Origin of the sequence: Desulfurella amilsii (assembly GCF_002119425.1) — a bacterium.
GTDB classification, from domain to species: domain Bacteria; phylum Campylobacterota_A; class Desulfurellia; order Desulfurellales; family Desulfurellaceae; genus Desulfurella; species Desulfurella amilsii.
Map to the genome: position 1 here is coordinate 12466 of NZ_MDSU01000016.1, position 23537 is coordinate 36002.

Sequence of the window (23537 nt, forward strand, 5' to 3'; positions counted from 1 at the left end):
ATATTTAGTTAGCCAAAAGGTAACTAATAAAGACAGAAAAAATTTTAAGACAAAAATTAAAAGAAAAATTGATGAGTTTTAGATGCAAAAAATGATTAAAAATTTGAGTAAAAAATTGAGAGAAATCAGAGTGAATTTTGAAACAAAAATTAACATAAAAAGGAGTGATAATGGACGAACAAACTAACGAAAAAAAAGAGAAACTTTTAAAACAAATTGACCTGCAAAAAAACTTTATGATATACCTGCAATATCTATTAGAAAAAACACAAAAAAACAGACGAAAAGATAGAGTGTATGAAAACAAAAAGACAGGCAGAAAATATTTTATAATGCCTACGCTTTTGGAGAGATTTTTTGATATAGAATTTACAAAATATATTATGCTGAAAGACAGATATTTTTTGGAATTTGGAGAGGAGAGTATAAATGAGTATATAAACACTAAAAGAGAGTTCCCTATGCCTACAAAACAGATAAGTGCCAGAGTAGGCAGACACACTTATAATTTTTATGAAATCTACTACCTTTTGCTTTACTATTTTAAAACCAAATACAATATCAAAATTACAGATAGCTTTTTGTATTTAATTTATGTTGCTACAAACATACCGCCTGCGGTTTTAGCCTATATGCAATTACATAGCGATTTTTGGCTTAAACGGTATAAAAAAAGAGATATAAATTGGGAAAAACTTTTTGCCGAGCACGATGAATTAAAAAAGGCAGTTGAGATGGTTGAAGAAAGATATTTGAGAGGACTAAAAAGTGACAAACAAAATAGTGTCGGATAAAGAAAAAGAACTGCTGGATTTGATTACAGAATACAGAGATTATTTGTTGTATGTGATAGGCTTGTTGCGTGAGAAAAATGTGGACTTGTCGGTTGAGAAAAAGATGGCAAATTATGATAAAACGCATAAGATATTTACATTGCCGAATTTTTTAGAAAGATGTTATCTAATCTCAATAAGACAATACTTGTCTTTGGTTGATGCTTATTACTATGAATTTAAAATGAAAACTGTAAGCCAAGAAAAGAAATTTACAGAATATTTTGCTAAATTTAACAAAACAAATTTTATTAAGTCTGCAAACGGCAGGGTAGCTAAGAAAGTTAGAAGCAAATATTTTTGGGTTTACTATGTTTTTTATTACTTCAAAATAGCTTATAAAGTAAGATTTGACGATAGCTTTTTGTATGCACTTTTTTATTATTTAAAAATACCGCCAGCAGTTTTGATTTATGCCAAAAAACACGCAGAAAACCACATTAGAAACTTTAAGAAAAAGAATTTGGATTTGACAGTGTTGTTAATGGACGAGAAGCTTAAAGAAAAGATAGAGGAAGTGAGAAAGTGTTTTTGAAATACTTGAAAAAACAAATTAAAACTTTATAATGAATATTATGAGTGTTATTTTTAATTTTCTTTATTTTTTGTTGTTTTTAGGTATTTTAATCTTTGGAATTAAAGTTGGCAATCAGCTTTTTGTGAAATATCTAAAAGACAAAGAAGCGCAGTTTAAGGAAACACAGCCCAAACTTTACATAATGTTTGACAGAATAAGGATTTTTTTACGCTTTATATATGTAGCCATTATTTTAATTATAATCACTCTTTACTTGTTTATTTGGTCTATTATTGATTTTCTACCCACCTACTTAATACTTTTTTTCTTGAATTTTCTTTTTTATGGTTTCCTTGTTTTAAGTTTAGTTGGCTTATCAAGAAAGTATTTTTTTCAAAATTTAGTTGGCTATAAAGACTATAACGACGCTATGATGATTACAGGAGAAAGGATTAAATTAACACCTTTTGCAGATTATTGGAAAGAAGTTGTAATACCATACAGCGTTAATAAAATTAGAAAAATGTTTAACATTCAGGATATACAGGCAAATCCTGCAATTATAAACAATAAAATGACCTTTTTAAGTTCGGTTTTAGTGGAAGAAAACGGCAGGGAAAAAAGGTATGTTGATATGCCGTTTTCAATAAATATGAGTGATTTAAGCAAGCACGTTTATATTTTAGCCCCAACAGGTTCAGGTAAAACAAAGTCAATTATCGGACCTATGATACAGCAGACAATAGCCAACGGGCTTGGTTTAGTATTAGTTGACCCAAAAGGTGATGTTAGTGTTATGAATGCGATTGCAGGCTTAATGCAACAGCAGAATAGGCTTAAAAAGCTTAAAGTGGTTGATTTAGATGAAGTAAATGTAAAATATTCAAGCACTTATAATCCAATTGCTACTTGCTCTCCTACCACAGTAAGCCTTATGATTAATGCAACCTTATACGATCCGGGTTCTACGGCTACTTACTACATTGAAAAACAAAAAGAATTTGTTAACGCAATGATGGGCTATGTAAATAAGCTTATGGAAACGGTTAAAGAGTTGAAAGCAGAAGGACTGAAATTGAATTTTCTTGATTTATACGCACTTGTTGCATATTTGCCTTATTCAATTGATATGCTGTCGGAAGTAATAATTACACCAAAAACGAAAGATAATGTTTATGGCTTATGGAAAGAGGCAATTAAGACAGAAGCTACAAATCAAAAATATGTTGATACATTAAGCGGTTTGCGAAACCATTTAGCTCAATATGCATTTTTAAAAAATGCGCATTGGGTAATTAACGATTATAATCCTGATATTAATATTGAAAAAGACCTTAATGAAGGCAATACATTAGGCTTTTTCCTGCGTGCTTTAAGTTATGTTCACGAAGCAGGCAAGCTTGGTAAAATGATACTTATGGATATTCAAGCTTATGCGGCTAAAAAGCAGGCTATGCTAAATAAAAAACCTATACCTGATTTGCTTTTTATTGATGAAGCAAGCTCAATTTTACCAGATGACTTTTTAAAAATGTTTGATATGGCAAGGGAAAGCGGTATAGGTATAGTGGTGGCTCATCAAGATAAATCGCAGTTTGAAGAAGAGTTTTTAAAGCGTATGTTTAATAATACCAGCACAAGAGTTTTGTTGCGTGCGGGTGATAGGGAAACTGCCGAGTTTTTCTCTGATTTAGTGGGAAAGAAAAAATATTACGAATATGGAATGTCTGTAACTTCAACAAGTAAATTAAATGGCATAGGCGAGTATATTAAGCCGAGATATTCCGACAATGCAAGTATGGCAGAAGATTATATTATTAGACCAGAAAAGCTTGTAAACGATATGCCTATGGGAACAGCCTTTATTCATTCTATTAGGGGCAAGGGTGCATTTGCTATAAGAGGAAAAACAAGCTATTTTGCAGAAAACTTTGATAACTTAAAGATAAATGAACTGTTTAAAGAAAATCCTAAACAAGAATCTTATTGGAGAGGCGGGCTTAATTTTCTAAAATACTGCAATGAAAATGCTGAAAGATTAAAATTAGAACAACAGAAAAAAACAGAAAAAGAGGGCGGTCCAAACAACCCTAAAACAAATAATGAAAATAATCAAAATGAAAAAAATATTGTAACCGAACAATCTAAACAAGAAAATAATAATAATATGGCAAAATCATATAAAGATGGTGCTGAAAAATGTATGAATACATAAGGTGTTTATGGAAGAAAAATTAGAGGTTTTAACGCTTTTAAGCAACAAAATATTCGCTGATTATTTAAAAAATTTAATTAATCAAGAAATTAATGGAAACATTACTGTTTTAAATTTTAGCGAGGTTATAGAATTAGTGCAACATTTAAAAACCAACCATAATTTTGTTATTGCGCTGGTTTTAGATGTTTTAAGCACAAAGAATGTTTTTGATTTAATTAAAGCAATTAAGCGTGATGAAGATACCAATTTAATTAGGATTATTACAGTAATCAACGAAGAAATAAACGATAAAAATTTTCTTTATAATATTTATACAAATGGCGGACACTACTTTTTAAATTTAAAATACGCAGAAGAAATTGAAGTTAAAAGTGTTTTGGAAAACGCAATTAATGACGGTAAAAGAATTAAGCTTTTAAAGAAAGAAACGCTTTATGATCCGCTTACAATGATTTTTAACCGCAGAGGGTTAGTAAACGGCTTTAAAAATATGTTTCATTATACGCAAGCTATGATGAAAGAAAACATTATTCCTATTGTTTTTATGGTAGGTATTTTAGATATAGACAATTTTAAAGTTATTAACGATACATACGGACACAGGGCAGGAGATATTTATTTGCAGAATTTAACTAACTTAATAGAACAAAACAAAAGAAAGCAAGATGTTTTCGGCAGATACGGAGGAGAGGAGTTTTGTTTAGGCATTCTTGTTGCGGATATAGTTTCTGGTATAAAAGTTTTTAATACTATAAGAGAAAGTATAGCAAATATGAAAATCATAGAAAAAGACGCAGTAATAAGCACAACCGTAAGCATAGGAGTAACTTACGCTAAATTAGAGGATAATTCTTGTTTAGATGTTATACAAAGGGCAGACCAAGCACTTTATATTGCTAAAAACAAAGGCAAAAACAGAGTGGAGTTTAAAAGCGATGGCTAATACGCAACCATTGCTTTTAAATAAAAATAAAAATATCAGCCCTTTTAATATCGTTTTGTTACGCAAGCATATGCGTAGTGTTGCGGATATTGCTTACAGAGTTTCTTTAATATGCGGTTTTTCTAAAAAAACATCGGTTAAGATTTACAAAGCTTCGCTTCATCACGATGTTGGTAAATTTTATTGGTATGATGGACTTTTTACAAAACCTAATAAATTATTAAACCAGTTAGATAAGGAGTATATTTACAGGCACCCAGAATATAGTGTTAAATATTTACAGTATGCAATGCCAAGATGGGCTTATAACGAATATTTAAAAAGCGATATATCAATAATTGATTTAATTATGTTGCACCACGAAAAGCCAGATGGTAGCGGATATTACAGGATAAAAAATATTCCAAAAGAAGCTGTGGTTATATCTTTTGCGGATATTTTTTCGGCTTGTATAGAATTCAGACAGTATAAGCCGTCAATGTCTTGCAGTATGGCATTAAATTTAGGTTTAGCAGATTTTAAAGATGTATTTACCAAAGAAGAAGTAAAATTAATCAAAACTGACTTGCAGTTTTAATTGTTTTAAGAAAAATATAATAATTATACACATAAAAATAATATATAATATTCAAAGAAAACATACATATAAAGAAAGATATAATAAAATGTAAGAATTTTATATATAAAAATATGCTATAATATTCAAAGAAAACATACATATAAAGAAAGATATAATAATTATACATACAAAAATAATATATAATATTCAAATAAAATAGTAAATAAAATAATATTTTTTTTCTATATTTTTAAATTGAATATAAAAATAATAAAATAAAATAATAAGTATTGACTTTGAATATAAAATATTATAGTATTGTTTTTGGGCTTTAATAGCCTAATTTTTTATTTAGGAGGTGCTGAGTGAGAAAGTTGGTAATAGACATAGGTTACGGTGATGTGAAATTTAAGGCAGATGATTATCTAAATAAGTTTCCAAGCACTTTTGTTCAGGAAACAATATTTAAGGATTTTAAAGGGGAAATAAGGGACAGGGGTTATTATAAAACAGGCGAAAGAAAATTACAGTATATAATAGGATTAAAAAATGAATCTGATAAAGGTGAAATTGATTATATCAATAGATATGATGAACTTGTCAAATTTGCCCCATTTTTTATCTACCATGCCATTCAAATATTAAAAAAAGACGGCATTGATACACATTTTGACAAGCTTGTTACAGGGTTGACTTTAAGAGAATGGAATAAAAAAGAAAAATTTTTTAATGCGGTAAAAGAAATTGATATTAACGGTGAAAAGATAACTTTCGGTAAACGCATAGCTTATATTCAAGGACAGGGGATTTATTACAATAACACTACCGAAGAAGAAAGAAAAAAGTATATATGTGTTTTAGACATTGGATACAATACGGTTGATATTTTATTATTTAAAGATAGTAGAATTATAGAAGAAAAATCTACAGTAAGAACATTTGGCGTAGAAATAATGGTTAATAACCTTCAAAATTTCATAAATCAACAGTATGAAGATGAAAATATAAGCGAACAGCAGGCAAAAATCGCAATAGAAAAGAAAGAAATAGATATTAAAGGAAATATGGTAGATATAGAAAGCGTTGTAAACGATTTAATAAGTAAGTTTGCGGTAGATACAATTCATTTTATAGAAAAACATTTAAGAAAATATTCAGTAAGTAAAGTTATTATAAGCGGTGGTGGTGCTTATTTGCTTGAAAATGTTCCTATGAGAGACTTATATGTATTTTCCAAAAAACCTTATGAATTTCAAAATGTCATAGGTTATTACGAGCGTGATAAAAATAAAGATAAGGAGTAAAAAAATGGCTAAGAAAAAAGATGAAAGCAATTTTAGATACTTTTTTTTTAGGATACCCAGAGAAAAAGCAACTTTTTTAGACGAACTGCAAATTCCTAAAACAACTTTTATTTTACAGGCTTGCCAATATTTTATACAACATATGCCTGATAAATATAAATCGCTTTATTTTCAAGAAATTGATAATATTATTAATGATAATAAGGAAAAACTAGAAGAACAACCACAATCTAAAACAGATAGCAATAATACAGCTTATATTAAACCAGAACCAGAAGTAAAAACAGAAACAGATGTAGAAATAGAAATTAAAAAAGAAGCAGAAGATGATGGTAGTTCATTCTAGATAACCTTGCTTGGCTTTTAAAAGCCAAGCAAATATTTTTTTAAATATATAAATCTAATTTTATAAAAATAATTTGACTTTTCTATTTTTATTGTATATATTATAAGTAACAAAATCTATGCAGGAGTTTAGCGTTGAAAAAGGCTTTTATTTTGGCTTCTATGCTTTGTTTTGCTGTGGCACATAACGCAAAGGCAGATTTATTTACTGCTCCCGCAAGCAATACGCAATCCAGCGTTCCGCAAAATCCTATACAAAATCCACAGCTTCCATCGCAAGTGCCAAGCAACCCTAACAGGACAGAATTTGACGACCTTAATAACTCAAAACCTATTAACCAGACTACAACAGTTACAACAACAGACTCAAACGGACAATCAAATTCGGTTACTTATCAAGGAAGTCCTAACCAAGTAACGACAGGCGGAAATGATAATGGTATGAATGCAAATAATTCAGGTAATAATAATTCAAGTAATAGCGGTTTAACTAATAACAATAGCATTAATAACGCAAGTAATAATTCAAGTAACGATAATGGTATTAACCAAAATTTAGACGGTAATCAAACAATCAATAAAGCAACTCCGAAAGTGCAGGATATAGGACAGCTTGCAAAAGAGTTGGTTGGCGCAATAACTTTGGCAGAAGGTTTTAAATATCAGTCTTGGGCTGACGCAGGTTGCGTAGATTGGCAAATAGTAGGTATCTGTATAAAATGGAAACACGGTCACCCTGTTATTGCTCCAAAAGTATCTATGTGGCTTCCTGTTCTAATTTTAGAAACTCCAAATAAATTTGCTTACAGTAAAATTGATATAGTAAATATGATGTTAAAAGCGGTTGGTGCAATAGCAGATACGGCAGGCAATACTTTGGGAAGTCCAGCTGAAATAACAAGCGGTTCAATTACAGCTGACAAAGACCATCCTTTACAGTTAAGAGAAGTTCATATTGTAGGTTTCCCCTTAAAAGCTTTTGAGATTATGCACCCAAAACCTAAATATTGTGACGCTCCAATAACAGATATGTTTCCTTATTATTTTTCAGAAATTGATTTGTTGAATTGGAGGCAGGCGGCGGATCAAGCTACTTTTAGAAGATATTTGTCTGGTTTTTTGCAGGCTATACAAGCTTGTTCGCTGGAAAACATACCATCTAATCTAATTAACGGATTTGGCGGAAATGCTGGTAGTGTATCTCTCGGCAATATGTGTATAGGCAATTGGGCTACTTTATATCCAAGAGTTGGTTTTGTTAATCAGAGTTCGGAAGTGGTAGGAAGCGCAGTTGATGCAGTAAGAGGGGCAAGCTGGGATTCACAAAGCAATAATCAGCCAAGATTTATGATTAGTGCAGTTCCATTAGATATCTCAACGGGTTCAGATAAAATACAAATGGCTATTCCACATAAAGAAAGCTGTATGAATATAGGCACAAATTTTGCTTCGTGGGATAAAAACCTTGTAGCGAAGGACGGCAATTATGTTTGGATTTATTGGAAAAAGTTTACTTGCTGTATGTGGTAGTCTAATAATTACTGCATACTGCCAAGCTGATATGTTTCAGCAGAATAATAATACACCGCATCAAACACGGTCTAATTTTAAATCAGAAGTTCAGACTATAATAAATAAACAGCAGACGCAACAGCAATCTATGCAGGAAAAAGCAAAAGAGATTGTTGATGCAGGTTTAAAACCTAAATATGTGCCTAATTATCAGGATTTAACTGTAAATAAATTAGACAATTCAGTTTGGTTTTACTTTACGAAAGACAATTTTGACGCTGAAAAAGTTCAAGAAGCCATAAATTTGGCAAGAAGCCATAATTTATATCCTGTTATTTATTATCTATCAGAACAATGCAGTTTTGCAAATGCACAGCAGGCACAGCAGTTTTTTTATCAGCACGGCTTGCAGTATATATTTACGCAGAATTACAGTGATAATGTAGAGTTTGAATTGAGTTGCGACCAAAAAATCCTAAATCAAATAAAAAACAAAGACGATGTCTATTTTAAATTTATGTCAATTAGAGGTTTGCATGGAACGGGGTATTTAAATGATTTCCAAAAAGTTTATAGCAGTTGCTTTGTTAACTAGCTTTATAGCATCTAATACATACGCTTATAGAGTTCCTATGGGAACAGAAAATAACAATACAACGCAAAGCAATACAGTTACTCAGTCAGTTACAATAAGCAATGACAGCAACAGCAATGCAAAAAGCGATAATAGTGTAGCAGAAAAACAAAACAGCGATTTACCATATTATTATCCAAAAGGCAAAAACGGGCATTATGTATTTACTCCAGAGGAATTATGGGATAATAATCCTAATAAGCCACCCGGTCCTGTTTTAGATTTCTTAACCAAACCTACAAAAGAAACAGGGGAATTATATCTTGATTGGTTAAATCAAAGAAGTGAAGCTTTGGCTAAAAGTTTTATGGTTTTACAAGAATTAAAAGACCAAGAATTTGCAAAACATATACAAGCTTTAAAGCCTATTACAAATAGTGAGTTGCTTATTGTTTATGTTTCTGTAAATCAAGCAAGCGCTAATGAACTTTTAGAGTTGCAGAAAATAAAAGCGATTTTCCCTAATCTGCAAATTATGGTCTATCCTATAGGCGATGATCCGAATGCAGTGGTTAGAATGCTTTACCAATACGGTTTTCAAAACTATGTTACTCAAAACAATGTTGTGTTGAATTTGGCAAAAATTGTTTCAGTTACTCCATCTGTTTACCTGTTTAACAGGCAGACAGGAAATTTATTAAAAGCTTTTGCAGGAGGCGCAAATGCGAAAGAAATCATTCAAGCTATGTAGTATAATAGCTTTTATAGGAATTTTAGGGCTTAATACAACAGCTAATGCCGACCTTTTAAGCAGTATAGGAGGCGGTGGCAGTTTATCGTCAACAGAACAAAATATTATAAATGGATATACAAATCAATCAAGCTCGCAAGGTTTTTACAATACTTATGCACCGCAGTATTACCAATCGGCTCAATATTTACAGCAGGCGGGACAGTCAATAGGAAGCGGGCTTAATCTGCAATCTCTTGCAAGCGGTAATTTTAATTTACAAGGACTTTTGGGTGGCGGAATAGGAAGTATTTACTCGCAGGTAGGCAATATGCAGGGTATAATTCAACAGCTTTCAAGCGGTAGTTTGGCTAATTTATCCACAGGTAATATAGTTTCGCAGATTTCACAGTCACCAATGACACTGCTCTCTTTTGCAAGCCCAACTATTGCCAATAGTTTACAAAATGCTCAAAATCAAGCTACAAAAATATATTCATCAAGTTTAAATTCATATCAGGGTTATGTAAACAAATCATCGCTTGGAAATGGAATAACAGCACAGGGAACAGCAAATTCAATGGTTCAATGTATTCAGCAAAATACATCAAGCGGTATGGATTTAAATACTGCATTATCTAAATGCTCTCAATCACAACAGACACCGCAGTATGTGCCTTTAACTGCAAACAATAATAACCAGCTTGCTTCAAGTATGAATATTACACAAGACTCAGCTCAGATTGCAGGTTTAAACGGAACAGAACAAAATATTTATACTTATTATGTCGGTAATATTTCAATTAATAACGGACAAGTGCAGGCAGATATTAAACAAAATCCTGTTTTAAGCGCTTACAATGATTATTCTAAATATTACGGCAGTTTGGTTGTAGGGGCTATGAAAGACCCTAATAACACAACAAACTTACAACAAATAGGTTTTCAAACAGGCGTTACTATTACATCTGACTTAATATTAACCTTATCAGATTCACCAGACGGCACGCTTTACGCAAATCAGCTTGGAAGTCAGATAGCAATAGAAAGAATTAAAAAAGATATGACATTAGTAAACTCTGCTCTTGGCGTTTCTATACAGAAAGCAAAAACGCAAGGCAATGATGCTCTTGTGGCGTTGCTAAGACAAAGACAGGAAACACTAAATAAACAGTTTGCAGATTACGCAAAACAAGACACAAATGCTAATATAGCGCAAATAGCTTTAGCGGCGCAGAAATCTTTTGATAAATCAAGGCAAAATGGATTTGCTGAAAGCGTAGATATATTAGATAATCCTTACTCAAAACCATCATTAAATACTTATCAAGGACAAACAAATACATTTAGTGGTCAGGAAACAGGACAAAATGTAGCAGACGCAATAAACAATTCTATAATGGAAAATTCTTTAATAAAAAATAATCAATCTACCTACCAGCAGAATTTATCGGCAGTCCAGCAGTGGAACCAATAAGGAGTAAATAATGGCAGACCCAACAATTGATTTTTATACAGTTTTCGCTTCGCTTGAAAGTGTAGGGCTTACTCTTGCGCAAACGATAGCTAAATCTCAAGTATTGAAAGATTTTGTATATATTATTTTCATTTGGGGAATGTTTGAAACTTTTTTCAGGGTTTATGAAAAAAGAGAGTTTTTGCCTTTTGTGAACTTTATTGCTTACTTTGCTATTATGATGGCAATTTTTTCTTACATACCCCCAGCACCTGCGTTTAGCTATATCAATTTCCCAGCACAAATTGCAGATGGATTTACAAGCGGTATTATGTCAGCAATAAGCCAGCAAAGCACAAAAGACGCTATGAATAAATCTCTTGCAGATGTGAATAAAAAATTTATGATGGATACTCAAGGTAATCAAAATAAATTAGCACCAGACGCAAATGCACCACAGCAATATAAAGATTTATATAATACTATACGAGAAAATTTAAGAAATTACTCTAAATATTGTTCAAGAACGGGCGCTTCCGGCACTAATTCAATGAGTATGTCGCTGATAAATCCGTCAGCTATTAATAACGATGAAAAGAATTGGATGACGAGCCAGAATTGTCCTATAGCTAAAAGCACTACGGGATATTATAGTTTTGTAACCGCACCAGATAAAAACGGAGTTAAATATGTAACTTGCGATCAAATGAATACAATTTTAAGAGCTGATATGAAGGATTACATTGAAAATTATTGGGCTCAGACTCCTTACGGTAAACAGGTATATCAAGGTTCACAGGCATCATCGGATTTAAGTCAAAGAGATTTAGATACCGCATATTTTTTGGGAGGCGGTAGTTTAGATTCTATAGCCTTTGCTACAACACCGGGCAATATAGACAGTGGAACAACAGACGCAAATGAAGGTGGTATAAATTATACTTTAAGAACAACTTACAATTTTATTCTTAACACATTCGGCTCAGCCGAAACTAAACTTATGCATATATCTGTAATGACTTACGGTCCGATGATGATTTATGGCATGTATATGCTTAATGCGGCGTTTTATGCCCTTATTATTGCTTTTACTCCTATTGTTTTTGTTTTAGCAATGCAGAAACCTGAAAACATTACAATCTACATTAAATGGATTTTTACAGTAATTTGGGCTAAAAGCTGGCAAATAGTCGGATATATAGCAATCAACTTATTTAATAATATTAAATTTTCGGCTAATCCGGGAACCACAGGCGTTTTTTCAAGCGCAGGAGTTTTAAATGACTTATGGCAGATTACCTTAATAAGTATTTTTACAATAAGTCCCGGCATAATGGCATTAATATTCCTTGAAGGGCGTTCAATGATTACAGGTGCTATGACAGGTATTGCTGGTAATATATCAAGCGAACGCTTAATTCAATCAACAGCTCGTATAGGCAGTGTTTTTAGTAATAATGGAAGTAATACAACTTCTGGAACAACAGGCGGTAGTCCTATCGGAGGTGGCAATAACGGTGGCGGAGGCGGTGGCAATGCTAATGCTAATGTTGATAGCGGGGCAACAGGTGCAACTAAGAGTTAAAAAAACAAACAGGATAAATAAAATATTGATTTTTAATTTTAAAGAACATATATTAATTGATTGAGAATGTTTTTAAAAATTCTCAATTTAAAGGAGGAGTTTTATGTGGCTATTAGAAAACGAAAGACCAAATCTTTTTAATCTAAGAAATTTTTACAAGGTAGAATTAGAAAGAAAAGAAGAAATGCCAAATCTTTTTCTTTATCAATTATCGTCAAACAAAAGCGATTTGATAATTAAAAAGTTTAGTCTTGAAAAATTTAGTAATGCTTTTAAGGAAAAGCTTAACAACTTTCTAAAAATCAACAAGTTTTTGTTTATTGAAACCAACTACCAAAAATTTATCTGGATTAACTCAAATTTTGTTGTGAGTATAGTTAATAAACTCAAAGCCGAAGATGTTACAATGGAAATTGAAACCACATCAGGCTTAACAGACAGCATAGAAATAGGAAGCAGGATCCATTTGCAGTTATTTATCGTCAAAAATATAGAAATAATAGCAATGCCAACAACAAAGGAGGAAACAAGAGGAATAAAATCCAAATACGATATAGCAAGCACAAGTTTTTAAAAATGTCTGATAAATATCAAGCTCGTAAAATTGCAATATTTTATATTTATGCAAATTATTTTAACGAAAATGATATAAGTGTTTTTTTAGAAAATAAAGAAAATGTTGATTTGCGGTATATAGAAACACTTATATCTTTATACCGCAATCAGCAGAAAATTATAAAAAAACTTTTATCTTATATACTAAAAAAAGAAAGACTTACTACTTTTCATATGGTTCTTTTAATGGTGATGGTGGCAGAAAACTATATTGTAGAATTTACTGACGAAGATGTGAGAGATTATATACAAATTGCAAACAAATATGCCGATCAATTCTTAATAGATATAATATATTTTGCAAAAAAAAGCAATATCTTAAAATTAGCACAATAAAAATTATTTTTTTAAATATTTACTTGACTTTTATACATTAAAATCCTATTATATTTATAGAAATTTTATTTTTTAGGAGGTGTTTTAGTGAAAAAAAAAAAACTTATCAGCTACATAACAGCAATTACAGTAGCAACAGGTTTGTCTTTTGGTTTAACAGCTACAAAGGCAAAAGCGCAAGAAGCGCAGATTGGAAACACAGGAGTTACTTTATCGGCAGGGTATGCAGGCGAACACTTTCACTATGGCGAAAGCATAGGCGACCAAGAACACGGCTGGCTAAATGGTTTTTATGTAGGTGCAGGCTATACCAGCCAAAACAGCGTATTAGGCTTGGGTAAACTTGATTTGAATTTAAAAGACACTTTTTTAACAAACAGCATTACTTATGATGGATATCAAACAGATTTAGCAACAGGTGCACACATACCATCAACTACAAACACTCACGAAAACATTAACAAGATTGAGTTTGAATTTGGATTTAACCAAGCATTGGCGCAAAATATCAGTGTAGGCGAATATGGTATTTTGGGCTACAGATATTGGGATAGGCAAATTAAGGGTATTGGCGGTTATACAAATGACTACAATAATGGTTATGCAGGCATTGGAGTAAAAAGCAAAATCAGCAATTTGGGCTTAAATGGCTTAAATTTAGGTTTAGATTTGTCATATAGGCTTTCTCCTGCTTGGAGCAGTATCAATTATATGACAAATGATTTTGGCACTTACGATATGGGAACGGCTTACAATGTAAGGGTAGAAGTGCCTATTGAGTATAATTTAGGTAAAAATTTCTCTGTTAGCGCAACACCTTATTATGACTATTGGCATTTCACAGGCTCAAATATTGTAAATGTATCGTTTTTTGGGTTTCAAATCCCTACTCGTGAACCGGGTAGTGAAACAAACTCTTTGGGCTTTAATTTAGGCATAAACTATAAATTCTAATAGCAGGCTTGTCCTGCTATTTTTTTAAGGGGTGCTTATGAAAAAAATTATTATATCGCTAGGATTAGGCTTATTGTTAGTTTCAAATGCTTTTGCAGAAAACATTACAATGCAGGAAATTGCCAAAAATGTGCCTTTTCAAACGCAGGGAGTAAAAATAATTAAAGAAACTCCGATAGGCAATGGTATTTATGAGGTTATTGTTTCTCTACCAAAAAACCAGCAGGGTCAAGGAATGCCTTATGCAATCGTTTATGCGTCAAAAGATTTTGTTATTGTAGGCAACTTATTTAAAAATAAGCAGAATCAAACAATGACCGTTATGAACTCTCTTTTACAGCCTGTAATAGAAAAGAGAATTAAAAACAGCGGGGAATATGCAAAAACACACACAAGCGAATTAGATGCGCTATCGGTAGCAATGTATAAACCAGCAAAAGCAAATGGCAAAACTTTATTTGTTTTTACCGATCCAGCTTGTCCTGCCTGCGAACAGGCAAAAAAAGATTTGATTAGTTTAGCAAACAAAACAGGATACACGATAAAAATTCTACCTATGGCAGAACACCCTGAAAGTATACATTTATGGAATGGCTTTATATGCGGACATCACACATTTAAAGACTATGTAGATGGCAATTATAAATCAGAAAAAGAATGCAAATCTACTATGACTTATGTAGGCAATGCAAGCCAGTTAGCACAAAAAATGGGCATTTTTGCAACTCCAACCTTTATTACAAGCGATGGTAAAGTTATTGTCGGTGATAATCAAAAAGAACTTAATACCCTCAAGTAACAGTTTAATAACTGTTACTTTTGCCTTTCTTAAAAGTCAAACTCAATTTTTTTATAACTTATTTTAAAAAAAATAAAAAAATCTCTTGACATTTATAAAAAATATGTTATATTGTGAATATCTGAACCGTAGGGTTTTTACCCTATTGTTGACACAAAGACGATTTTAGGCTATCCTGCAAGGCTGGTTGCTTTTGAGTAACCTACCAAGTTGAGATAGATATGTTTGAGCCGTTTCTGAACGGCGTTTAAATCTCTCCCTTTTTATAAGCATTGCTTAGTCGGTATCCTATTACCTTTTTCATACCGCTATAATTTTATATCCATAGCAATGTTTGCAAAAAGGGAGAGAAAATCCCTAAAAAAAATATTGGAGGTGTTTTTATGAATTTTAACAGAATCACATTAATGGGAAATCTTACGAGAGACCCAGAGTTACGCTACACACCATCAAATATTGGTGTTGCAACATTGGGGTTAGCGGTTAATACTATCGTCGGCAAAGATGCTGACGGCAACAAAAAAACCGAAGTATTATTTGTGGACATTACTGCTTTTGGTAAGCAGGCTGAAACAATAGCGCAATACTGCAAAAAAGGAACACCATTATTTATTGAAGGACGTTTAAGATTGCGTTCTTGGGAAGATAAAAATGGTGTCAAACACTCCAAGCACGAGGTTATTTTAAGTGCTTTTCAATTAATTGGGGGTAATAACAATGGCAAAGGAATTGAAAATGACCTGCCATTGCCACCTGATGACGAAGATGTTCCGTTTTGATTAACTAAACAGAACATCTAATTAGCCCTGCAAGGCTTATTAATCAAGTATTAATAAGTTTTGCAGGGCTTTTTTTTTATCAAAAAAAGCATAAGAGGAGAAAAAAGATGGAAGCATTGATTGTAGCAGGCTGTATATTGCCTGCAATACTGATTGAAAAAGCCCTACTGAAAATAGCAGGGCTAATATTTGAATAAAAATAATTTTTTTTTGGGAGGTTTCAGAATGATGGTTTTATTAAATTCAGGGAATAAATCCCTGAAAATAAAAGGTGCTAGTGAATTTTTCACTAGCGAGGAAAACGGAAAAAAAATTAATGTCGTTATAACCAAAAACGGCATGGTCGTTAAAAAAAATAAGGAGGTTAGAAAATGAGAGAAGAAGCAAAAAAGAAACAAACAAAGAATTACAAAAGGCAAAGGTTGTTTAAGTCTTTTGAGAGGGAAGCGCTGAAATATGCGCTTCTTGAAGAAGAAATTTTAAACAGAAAAAAATAAAAAAAGGAGGTAAAAAGTATGAGTGAAAATGAAAATGGATTTGTGGATTTTGTAAAAGATTTTATTGAGTTACAAAAAGAACTTAATAAAATTGAATTTCTTAAGAATAAAAAGGGGTATAATTATCATTATACTCCACTAGAGGACATTTTGCCAATGGTAGTGGGGATTGCGACACAGCATAATATTGCCATATTGCAATCATTTGATACCAATGACAATAATATTGTCGTTGGTGAACTAATTCTTAGCCACATAAGTGGTTATGAAAGAAAGTTTGTTAGCCGTATACCAATGGCTAATGTTGGTAGTGGTAAGGATAATCCTACACAAAATGTAGGTGCAACAGTATCGTATTTAAGACGATATATGATTATGTCTGTTTTTGGCATTGCTACAGAGGACAACGATGCTGAAACAAGACAATTACCACAACAACAATCTAAACCATCACAACAGCCACAACAAAATAAACCACAACCACAACCACAACAGCCAGCTAAACCGTTGGCTGATGTGGAAACTTTTTTAAAATCCTTAAATCTCAGTTATAAGACTCAAGGGAATATGATAAAAATTCTTAGTGGTTATAACGAAACTTCTAAAAATAAAGAAAGCCTTGTAAAATATGGATTCAGGTATAATGCCCAAGCTAAAGCTTGGATTATGCCAATCCAAGAACAAGAAGCATCATAATCATAATAAAAAGGTTTTTTCTCACCCACCGGGAAGACAATTCTTGGTGGGTTTTTTTTTAACTAAAATCAAAATCAATTTTTTATAAGGAGGTTTATATGAAAAAAAATTATTACAAAAGAGGTATTGGGTATGTGTTCCTTAATGCCAAGTTTTATGAAAAGCTTGGTATAGGCAAGAAAGAAGAAAGTGTTATTATTACTGCTATTCAAACAATAGCAATGGCAATAATGTTTTACATTTTGCTTGTATTAGCATTTTCTTTATAGGAGGTTTTTATGATAATTGTAAATTATTCTAATGAAATGCAGACAATAGTAATAGATGATGACAATGATTTAATCGTCATTAATAATTATTAAAAAATAAAAAATTTAAGGAGGTAGAAAGTGATTAAAGAAGTTGTAACAGAGAAATTACCAATTCACTCTCAAAAAGAGAGTGAAAAAAATCTTGGAAATCGTGAGATGTATATTGGGGCATCTGATATCGTTGGTTGTCCCAGAAAGGCAATATTAAGTAAATTTGCTCCGGTGGATCATTCACCGGAAACATTAATAAAGTTTCTAAGAGGACATATAGCTGAGAGTGTTGTAGAAAATGCCCTTAAAGAAACTAAATATTTGTGGGCTACTCAATACGAAGTAACTCATAAAGAATTGCCTTTTATTAAAGCACATTTAGACTTTATAATTTACAGCAGAGATTATAAAAAAATCTTTGTTGTAGAGGTTAAAAGCGTAAATGGTTTGCCAGATAGTCCTTATGGAAATTGGCAAAATCAGCTATACTTCCAAATGGGGCTTTTAAAGGATAAGTTCCCAGAAGCTATTGTTAAAGGTTCCATATTTGCCGTTGATGTAAATACAGGTAAATATAAAGAGTATAACAGCTTTGAGTATAACGAAGTAATATATAAAATGCTTATTGAGAAAGCCAAAGAAATTTGGAATTCTCTTAATAAGCTTAAAGAAACAGGTGCAGAGGAAGGGCTTGCAACAGAAGTAAGTCCGCTTTGCGCTTATTGTCAATTTAAACAGTCTTGTCCTAATTTTACAGGCGATGAATTGTCGTTGCCAGATGAGATTAAAGATGAGATTGTGAAGTTTGCAGAGTTGCAGGAACAAGAAAAAGAAATAAAAGAACAAAAAGAAAAAATACGCGACTTTGTAATGAATTATCTCGGAGGAGATAATAAATATAAGTTTGCGTTTGATGGACTAAAATTAGAAGTCTATCAAATGGTATCAAAAAGAATTGATACCAATATATTGAAAACAGACTTCCAAGAAATATACAATGCTTGTTTAAAAGAAAACGCAAGCATTATGTTTAAAGTATCTTAATGAGAATTGATACCAAAGCGGTGATATTTATCACCGCTATCATTTTTGATAGCCTTTATAGTGCTACCATTCATTTAAGTAATTTCTTTGACGCTATAAAGGCTATATTTAAAATCATTTTTTAAAATCAATTATATAAATAAAAAAATTAATTTATAGGAGGTGCTAATGTCAAGATTAGGAAGTAGAATGAATTTAGGATTTTATCCAACACCACAAGAAGAGTTGGATAAAATATTTGGAAAATTAGAAATAGAGGGACAAATTAGTGTCCTTGACCCTTGCTTTGGAGACGCAAGGGCACTAAAAGGTTTTAAAGAAAAGTTTAATGCTATAACTTACGGCGTTGAACTTCACAAAGAGAGATTTAATGAAAACAAAGACATAATTGACATCGCTATTAATGGCGATGCTTTAGATGGCGTCGGGATTAATAAGGGTTGTATTGATTTGTTATTTCTCAATCCACCTTACGATAATGATTTTATCGCAAGTGGTTATGAAATAAAACAAAGATTAGAAACAAGATTTTTAAATAAGTATTCTGAAATCTTAGTAGATGGAGGAATACTTATTTATATTGCACCAAGTCTTTCAATATTGAAAGATTTAGATTTTCTACTTAACAGGTATAAGCTTATAGGTCTATATCCTGTTGTTAATGAAGATGACGGATATAACGTAAGTAGCTGGAAACAGTTTATTTTTATTGGCAAAAAGAAAATAAACAGAGTTAATACTGTTTATAAGTCTGCTATTCAAAAAATTCTTGTAGAAAAGCAATCTTTTCTTGAACCAATCAAAATTAAAATACAGCATCAAGAAAAGATTGATAAAACAGCAGTTAAAATTTTTCCTTTAGGTATTTCAGCAGAAAAAATGTTGGAACACTCAAAAGATGCTTTTTTTACCGCTTTTCAAGCTGAACTTCTTGAAAAGATGGTAATAAAAAACTTACAGCCTATTGCAGAACCAAGAGAGGGACATCTGGCATTGTTGACTGCATCAGGGTTGATGAATGGAGATATAGACGAAAATATCTCTATTAAGGGTATGGTAGAATACCAGCATAGTGAAAGTATAGAAGAGGAAGAGGACGATAACGGTAAAGTCTTGAAAACTACAACTAAAATTTTGTCTGTCCCAAAAGTAAAAATTAATATGCTTGAAAACTCAAACATATTAAGAGAAATCAGATAAATTAAAAGGAGGTGCTATGTATAGATTAACAATAAATGGTATAGGGGAAGCATATTTAAGAAAAACAATTAGAGATACAAAAAATGATGTTTATGTCTATGTTGAGTTTGTAAATACCATTAGTATGGCGCAAGCTATGGCTATTGGCACCAAAGAGAGGCAATTTGGTTATATTTACGATGAAGAAAACTATATGTCTTCTTTTGTTTTTTCTAATGAACGAAAATATATAACCAAAACTCAAAAAGTAATTTTTAAAGACATAGTAAATAAACAATTTTTGCAGGTAGCAATTTACCCTGCGAATAATGAAATTTACTATGTTAATAAAGATTATTGGAAAAGAAATAGAGAGGTTTATGAAATTTTAGCGAGTAAATCCGCAATCCCTTTTCCAAAACTTGACGATAAGAGTTTAGAGGATTTTATATTTCATTTTATAGACCATATTCATACTGTAGAAGTTGCAGAATATAATGAAAATGGTAAAAATGTTATTGAAGATCCTAATGGAATGTATGTTATAATAAATCCGATATCCAAAGAAAGCTTATTAAATTATTTTAATTTCACTATCGGCGAGCCGATAGCAATAAAGGATTTTATAACACAGCATTCTAATATCCTTAAAAAGAAGGTTTTATCGCAATTAAAACCTCTGTTTGTAAAAAGCAGAGATTTTAAACAAAACCAATTTGAAGGTTTACTGCGTAAGCCTTTGCCAGCACAAGAGGCACCGATATTATCATTAGTTAAGGGCTTACAAAGTAAAAAAGGTTTGTTTGTGGTTGGAGAAATGGGTGTTGGAAAAACATTTATTTCAATTGCCACTGTAAGCCTTATGAAATCAAAAAGGACAATCATTCTTTGCCCTACTCTAAGCTGTACCCCTTTGTCAATACAAAAATTTTTAATTTCTTATTCCCCATCATGCCCATTGCTCCGTGCCAGCCATATAAACGCTCATAGGTGTTTTATAGCCTAGGCTCTCATGTGGTCTTTTGTAATTGTAAAAGTAAATGTAATCTTTTATGCCTTCTTTGGCCTCCTTAATAGTGTTGTAGTTTGCTAAGTAAACATTTTCATACTTTAAGCTTCTCCAAAACCTCTCTACTATAATATTATCGTATGCCCTGCCTTTTGAATCCATAGAGATCTCAATATTTAAGCTGGAAAGTATTGCAGTAAAATTAAATGCAGTATACTGTGTTCCCTGATCGGTATTAAAAATATCAGGTTTTCCATAGCACAATATTGCATTATTTAACGTATCACTTACAAGCTTTGTATCTATTGTGTTTGAGATCTTATATGAGAGTATGGCTCTGGTACGCCAATCTATTATAGCGCAAAGGTATACAAAACCGCTTTTTAGTTTTAAATAGGTTATATCAGACGCCCAAACTTTGTTTGGTTTACTTATTGCTTCTTTTTCTTTTAATAGATATGGATACTTTTTATGCTCTTTTGTTGGTATGGTTGTAAATTTCTTTTTCATTGGATATATGGCTTGTATGTTTAACTTTTTCATAAGAGTTTTTATTTTCTTTTTGCCTATATTTAAATCTTCTTGTTTTAAAGTATATGATATTTTTCTAAAGCCATAAAATGGGTATTGCGAGTAAATATCAGCTATCTTTGCCATAAGAATTTTATCTGATTCAAAAGCCATATTTCTTTTCTTGTAATATAAAGCAGATCTGTTTATTCCAATAAGTTCCGATTGCCTTGTTATTGATATTATTTTGAGCTTGGGATCCACAAGGCTTTTATTATTCGATCCCAAGCTCTTTACTTTTTTTAGTATCCAATCCCTCTCTATTGTAGCTTTACCCAAAGCTTTTTGAAGATCCTCTATTATTCGAGCGTCTTCGTTGATTTTTTCTCTGAACTTTTTTACAGGGACAGCTTCTTCAAAAACTAAGTGGGCGTTTTCTAAAAATCGCTTTTTCCACTGCTGTATGCTTTTTGGCAAAACATTGTATTTGGAAGCTAACTCATTTATAGTAATATCATTTTCCAGAAGCTCTAACACTATTTTTGTTTTAAACTCATTTGAATAGTTCCTTTTTTTGGTACTCATTTAATACCCCCTAAAAGATTCTAAAATTTTAAAACTCCAAGAAATACATTTTAAACCATTAACGCAAATTTTGAAAGGAATAAAAATTTCAAAATTTGCGTCTTGATTTAGGGGTACATTATACTCATTTAGTAGAGAAATGGAAAAGAGAAATAGAAACAACGATAAAAGGGGCAAAGGTGTTGAACTTAAATTCAATGTCAATATCCGAAATTTTGGCATTAAGAGGAACAAAACCAAGCCTTGATGAGCCAGAGTTTTGGATAATCGGCAAGGAGCAGGCAAAATTGCATTATGCATTGAAAGATTTGCCTGTAAAAGAAAAGAGGAACACTGAAGCTAAAACAGTTAATGAAAATGGTGAAGTTGTTTATGACTATATTCCATATCATTATATATTGTGTCCTGATTGCGGTAATAAAATTGATATATCTAAAAAAAGCATGCCATACAAGTGTCCAAAATGTAACAGTGTTTTGCAGTCAGCTGATAATACAGGCGTTAGACGATATGCAAAATCACTTTTATTAAAGAAATACTTTAAATTTGACCTTTGCATAGCTGACGAAGTCCACGAGCTTAAAGGCGGTGAAACAGCGCAAGGGCAAGCGTTGGCTAACCTGACAAGTGCGTCTAAAAAAGTATTAGCTTTGACAGGAACACTTATGGGAGGTTATGCAAATAATTTATTTTATCTAATGTGGCGTGTTGCACCGCAGATAATGGTAAAATTAGGTTTAAATTACGATAAGCCTCAGGAGTTTATAGAACGCTTTGGGGTTTATGAAAACATTACTGTTGATTACAAAAGAAACAAAGAGTCAATAGGCAATAAAAGAGGGGTAAGAAAGGCAATCTAACTGTTAAATATTTTATCATATTTTATATAAAAAACCACTTGACAAATACATATTTTGGTGTATAATATAAGTATGTATAAGATTGGTCAGTTTTCAAAGCTTACAGGTATATCAATACCGACTTTAAGAGCATGGGATAAAAAAGAAATATTGAAACCAGAGTTCAAAACACAACATGGAGAAAGAAGATACAGTGATGCTCAACTACAGAGTATACTGCAGAAGAAACCAGATACATTACGTATTAATATAGGTTATGCAAGAGTAAGTTCAAAAAAGCAAGAAGATGACTTAAAAAGACAGATTGATCTATTAGAGCTGTTTTTAGCAAAACAAGGTAAACCATTTAAAATAATCTCTGATATAGGCAGCGGTATAAATTACTCAAAAGCAGGGCTAAAGGAATTAATAAAGTTAATATCATTAAACCAAATAGATAAAATTTATGTGCTATATAAAGACAGACTTGTTAGATTTGGCTTTGAACTTATAGAAGAATTTGCAAAACTTCACAGCACAAATATTGAAATAGTTAATCAAACAGAAGATAAAACTGACGAAGAGGAGTTAGTGGAGGATATTTTAAATATAATTCATGTTTTTTCTTGTAAGCTAAACGGTAAAAAAAGCCATATAAATAAAAAAGTGGCTGAAAGGTTATTAAATGAGAACTACCCTCAAAAAGAATGACATTAACTCTAACGAAGAGTTAAGAACCCTTTCTATAAGAATAAACTCAATAAAACTAAACAAAAAGATTCTATCCTTGGTTTACTCCTACCGACACTTTGAAAAC

At 31.7% G+C, this 23537-nt stretch carries 27 protein-coding genes; 26 read left to right on the forward strand and 1 reads right to left on the reverse strand.

Annotation, left to right across the window (positions count from 1 at the left end; translation table 11 throughout):
* Positions 1-170: 170 nt before the first annotated feature.
* The 24 genes from DESAMIL20_RS03340 to DESAMIL20_RS03440 all read left to right on the forward strand — a co-directional run bounded on the left by DESAMIL20_RS03340 (position 171) and on the right by DESAMIL20_RS03440 (position 20783).
* Positions 171-794, forward strand: coding sequence for a hypothetical protein (locus tag DESAMIL20_RS03340; RefSeq protein WP_086033408.1), 624 nt, complete (start codon positions 171-173; stop codon positions 792-794).
* On the forward strand, positions 769-1368 hold the full coding sequence (locus DESAMIL20_RS03345; RefSeq protein WP_086033409.1) for a hypothetical protein: 600 nt from the start codon (positions 769-771) through the stop codon (positions 1366-1368). Before DESAMIL20_RS03340 ends, DESAMIL20_RS03345 begins: the two co-directional genes overlap by 26 nt.
* A 40-nt stretch (positions 1369-1408) precedes the next feature.
* Positions 1409-3565 (forward strand): type IV secretory system conjugative DNA transfer family protein, encoded by a 2157-nt coding sequence (locus tag DESAMIL20_RS03350; RefSeq protein WP_158090501.1) that lies wholly within the window; start codon positions 1409-1411, stop codon positions 3563-3565.
* A 7-nt stretch (positions 3566-3572) separates the two neighbouring features.
* A complete protein-coding gene (locus DESAMIL20_RS03355) occupies positions 3573-4511 on the forward strand; it encodes a GGDEF domain-containing protein (RefSeq protein ID WP_086033411.1) in 939 nt (312 codons plus the stop codon).
* Positions 4504-5088, forward strand: a complete 585-nt coding sequence (locus DESAMIL20_RS03360; protein ID WP_338032058.1) for an HD-GYP domain-containing protein — start codon at positions 4504-4506, stop codon at positions 5086-5088. The genes DESAMIL20_RS03355 and DESAMIL20_RS03360 overlap by 8 nt, the downstream gene beginning before the upstream one ends.
* A 347-nt stretch (positions 5089-5435) precedes the next feature.
* A complete protein-coding gene (locus DESAMIL20_RS03365) occupies positions 5436-6374 on the forward strand; it encodes a ParM/StbA family protein (RefSeq protein ID WP_086033413.1) in 939 nt (312 codons plus the stop codon).
* 4 nt (positions 6375-6378) lie between these two features.
* On the forward strand, positions 6379-6720 hold the full coding sequence (locus DESAMIL20_RS03370) for a hypothetical protein (protein ID WP_086033414.1): 342 nt from the start codon (positions 6379-6381) through the stop codon (positions 6718-6720).
* A gap of 134 nt (positions 6721-6854) precedes the next feature.
* The gene (locus DESAMIL20_RS03375) at positions 6855-8249 is read left to right on the forward strand and encodes a TraU family protein (protein WP_086033415.1); all 1395 of its coding nucleotides are present in this window, start codon (positions 6855-6857) and stop codon (positions 8247-8249) included.
* Entirely contained in the window at positions 8206-8826 is a 621-nt protein-coding gene (locus DESAMIL20_RS03380; RefSeq protein WP_086033416.1) for a hypothetical protein, read from the forward strand. Before DESAMIL20_RS03375 ends, DESAMIL20_RS03380 begins: the two co-directional genes overlap by 44 nt.
* Positions 8786-9556, forward strand: a complete 771-nt coding sequence (locus DESAMIL20_RS03385; protein ID WP_086033417.1) for a hypothetical protein — start codon at positions 8786-8788, stop codon at positions 9554-9556. Before DESAMIL20_RS03380 ends, DESAMIL20_RS03385 begins: the two co-directional genes overlap by 41 nt.
* Positions 9528-11012, forward strand: coding sequence for a hypothetical protein (locus DESAMIL20_RS03390; protein WP_086033418.1), 1485 nt, complete (start codon positions 9528-9530; stop codon positions 11010-11012). The genes DESAMIL20_RS03385 and DESAMIL20_RS03390 overlap by 29 nt, the downstream gene beginning before the upstream one ends.
* Positions 11013-11022: 10 nt before the next feature.
* Positions 11023-12576, forward strand: coding sequence for a conjugal transfer protein TraG N-terminal domain-containing protein (locus DESAMIL20_RS03395; protein ID WP_086033419.1), 1554 nt, complete (start codon positions 11023-11025; stop codon positions 12574-12576).
* A gap of 103 nt (positions 12577-12679) precedes the next feature.
* Positions 12680-13150: a hypothetical protein gene (locus tag DESAMIL20_RS03400; RefSeq protein ID WP_086033420.1), complete on the forward strand. Its 471-nt coding sequence runs from the start codon at positions 12680-12682 to the stop codon at positions 13148-13150.
* A gap of 2 nt (positions 13151-13152) precedes the next feature.
* Positions 13153-13527: a hypothetical protein gene (locus tag DESAMIL20_RS03405; protein ID WP_086033421.1), complete on the forward strand. Its 375-nt coding sequence runs from the start codon at positions 13153-13155 to the stop codon at positions 13525-13527.
* A gap of 87 nt (positions 13528-13614) precedes the next feature.
* Positions 13615-14481 carry a hypothetical protein gene (locus tag DESAMIL20_RS03410; RefSeq protein WP_086033422.1) on the forward strand — a complete coding sequence of 289 codons (867 nt, stop codon included), beginning with the start codon at positions 13615-13617 and terminating at the stop codon, positions 14479-14481.
* 37 nt (positions 14482-14518) lie between these two features.
* Positions 14519-15280 (forward strand): thioredoxin fold domain-containing protein, encoded by a 762-nt coding sequence (locus DESAMIL20_RS03415; protein WP_086033423.1) that lies wholly within the window; start codon positions 14519-14521, stop codon positions 15278-15280.
* Positions 15281-15663: 383 nt separating this feature from the next.
* Positions 15664-16059, forward strand: a complete 396-nt coding sequence (locus DESAMIL20_RS03420; protein WP_086033424.1) for a single-stranded DNA-binding protein — start codon at positions 15664-15666, stop codon at positions 16057-16059.
* A 225-nt stretch (positions 16060-16284) separates the two neighbouring features.
* A complete protein-coding gene (locus DESAMIL20_RS10460; RefSeq protein ID WP_158090503.1) occupies positions 16285-16434 on the forward strand; it encodes a hypothetical protein in 150 nt (49 codons plus the stop codon).
* A complete protein-coding gene (locus DESAMIL20_RS10760; RefSeq protein ID WP_275074237.1) occupies positions 16431-16556 on the forward strand; it encodes a hypothetical protein in 126 nt (41 codons plus the stop codon). The genes DESAMIL20_RS10460 and DESAMIL20_RS10760 overlap by 4 nt, the downstream gene beginning before the upstream one ends.
* Positions 16557-16574: 18 nt before the next feature.
* The gene (locus DESAMIL20_RS03425; RefSeq protein WP_086033425.1) at positions 16575-17252 is read left to right on the forward strand and encodes an ERF family protein; all 678 of its coding nucleotides are present in this window, start codon (positions 16575-16577) and stop codon (positions 17250-17252) included.
* Positions 17253-17350: 98 nt separating this feature from the next.
* On the forward strand, positions 17351-17521 hold the full coding sequence (locus tag DESAMIL20_RS10465; protein ID WP_158090504.1) for a hypothetical protein: 171 nt from the start codon (positions 17351-17353) through the stop codon (positions 17519-17521).
* 120 nt (positions 17522-17641) lie between these two features.
* Entirely contained in the window at positions 17642-18598 is a 957-nt protein-coding gene (locus DESAMIL20_RS03430; protein ID WP_086033426.1) for a PD-(D/E)XK nuclease family protein, read from the forward strand.
* A gap of 168 nt (positions 18599-18766) precedes the next feature.
* Positions 18767-19798 (forward strand): DUF6094 domain-containing protein, encoded by a 1032-nt coding sequence (locus DESAMIL20_RS03435; protein ID WP_086033427.1) that lies wholly within the window; start codon positions 18767-18769, stop codon positions 19796-19798.
* A 16-nt stretch (positions 19799-19814) separates the two neighbouring features.
* Positions 19815-20783 carry a DEAD/DEAH box helicase family protein gene (locus DESAMIL20_RS03440; RefSeq protein WP_086033428.1) on the forward strand — a complete coding sequence of 323 codons (969 nt, stop codon included), beginning with the start codon at positions 19815-19817 and terminating at the stop codon, positions 20781-20783.
* On the opposite strand, the gene DESAMIL20_RS03445 is transcribed toward DESAMIL20_RS03440, so the two are convergent.
* Entirely contained in the window at positions 20727-21881 is a 1155-nt protein-coding gene (locus DESAMIL20_RS03445) for an IS3 family transposase (protein WP_086033429.1), read from the reverse strand. The two genes, DESAMIL20_RS03440 and DESAMIL20_RS03445, sit on opposite strands and share 57 nt — an antisense overlap.
* A gap of 179 nt (positions 21882-22060) precedes the next feature.
* On the opposite strand from DESAMIL20_RS03445, the gene DESAMIL20_RS03450 reads away from it, so the two are divergent.
* Positions 22061-22741, forward strand: coding sequence for a hypothetical protein (locus tag DESAMIL20_RS03450; RefSeq protein WP_086033430.1), 681 nt, complete (start codon positions 22061-22063; stop codon positions 22739-22741).
* 72 nt (positions 22742-22813) lie between these two features.
* Positions 22814-23431 (forward strand): IS607 family transposase, encoded by a 618-nt coding sequence (locus tag DESAMIL20_RS03455; protein ID WP_143340238.1) that lies wholly within the window; start codon positions 22814-22816, stop codon positions 23429-23431.
* Positions 23432-23537 lie beyond the last annotated feature (106 nt).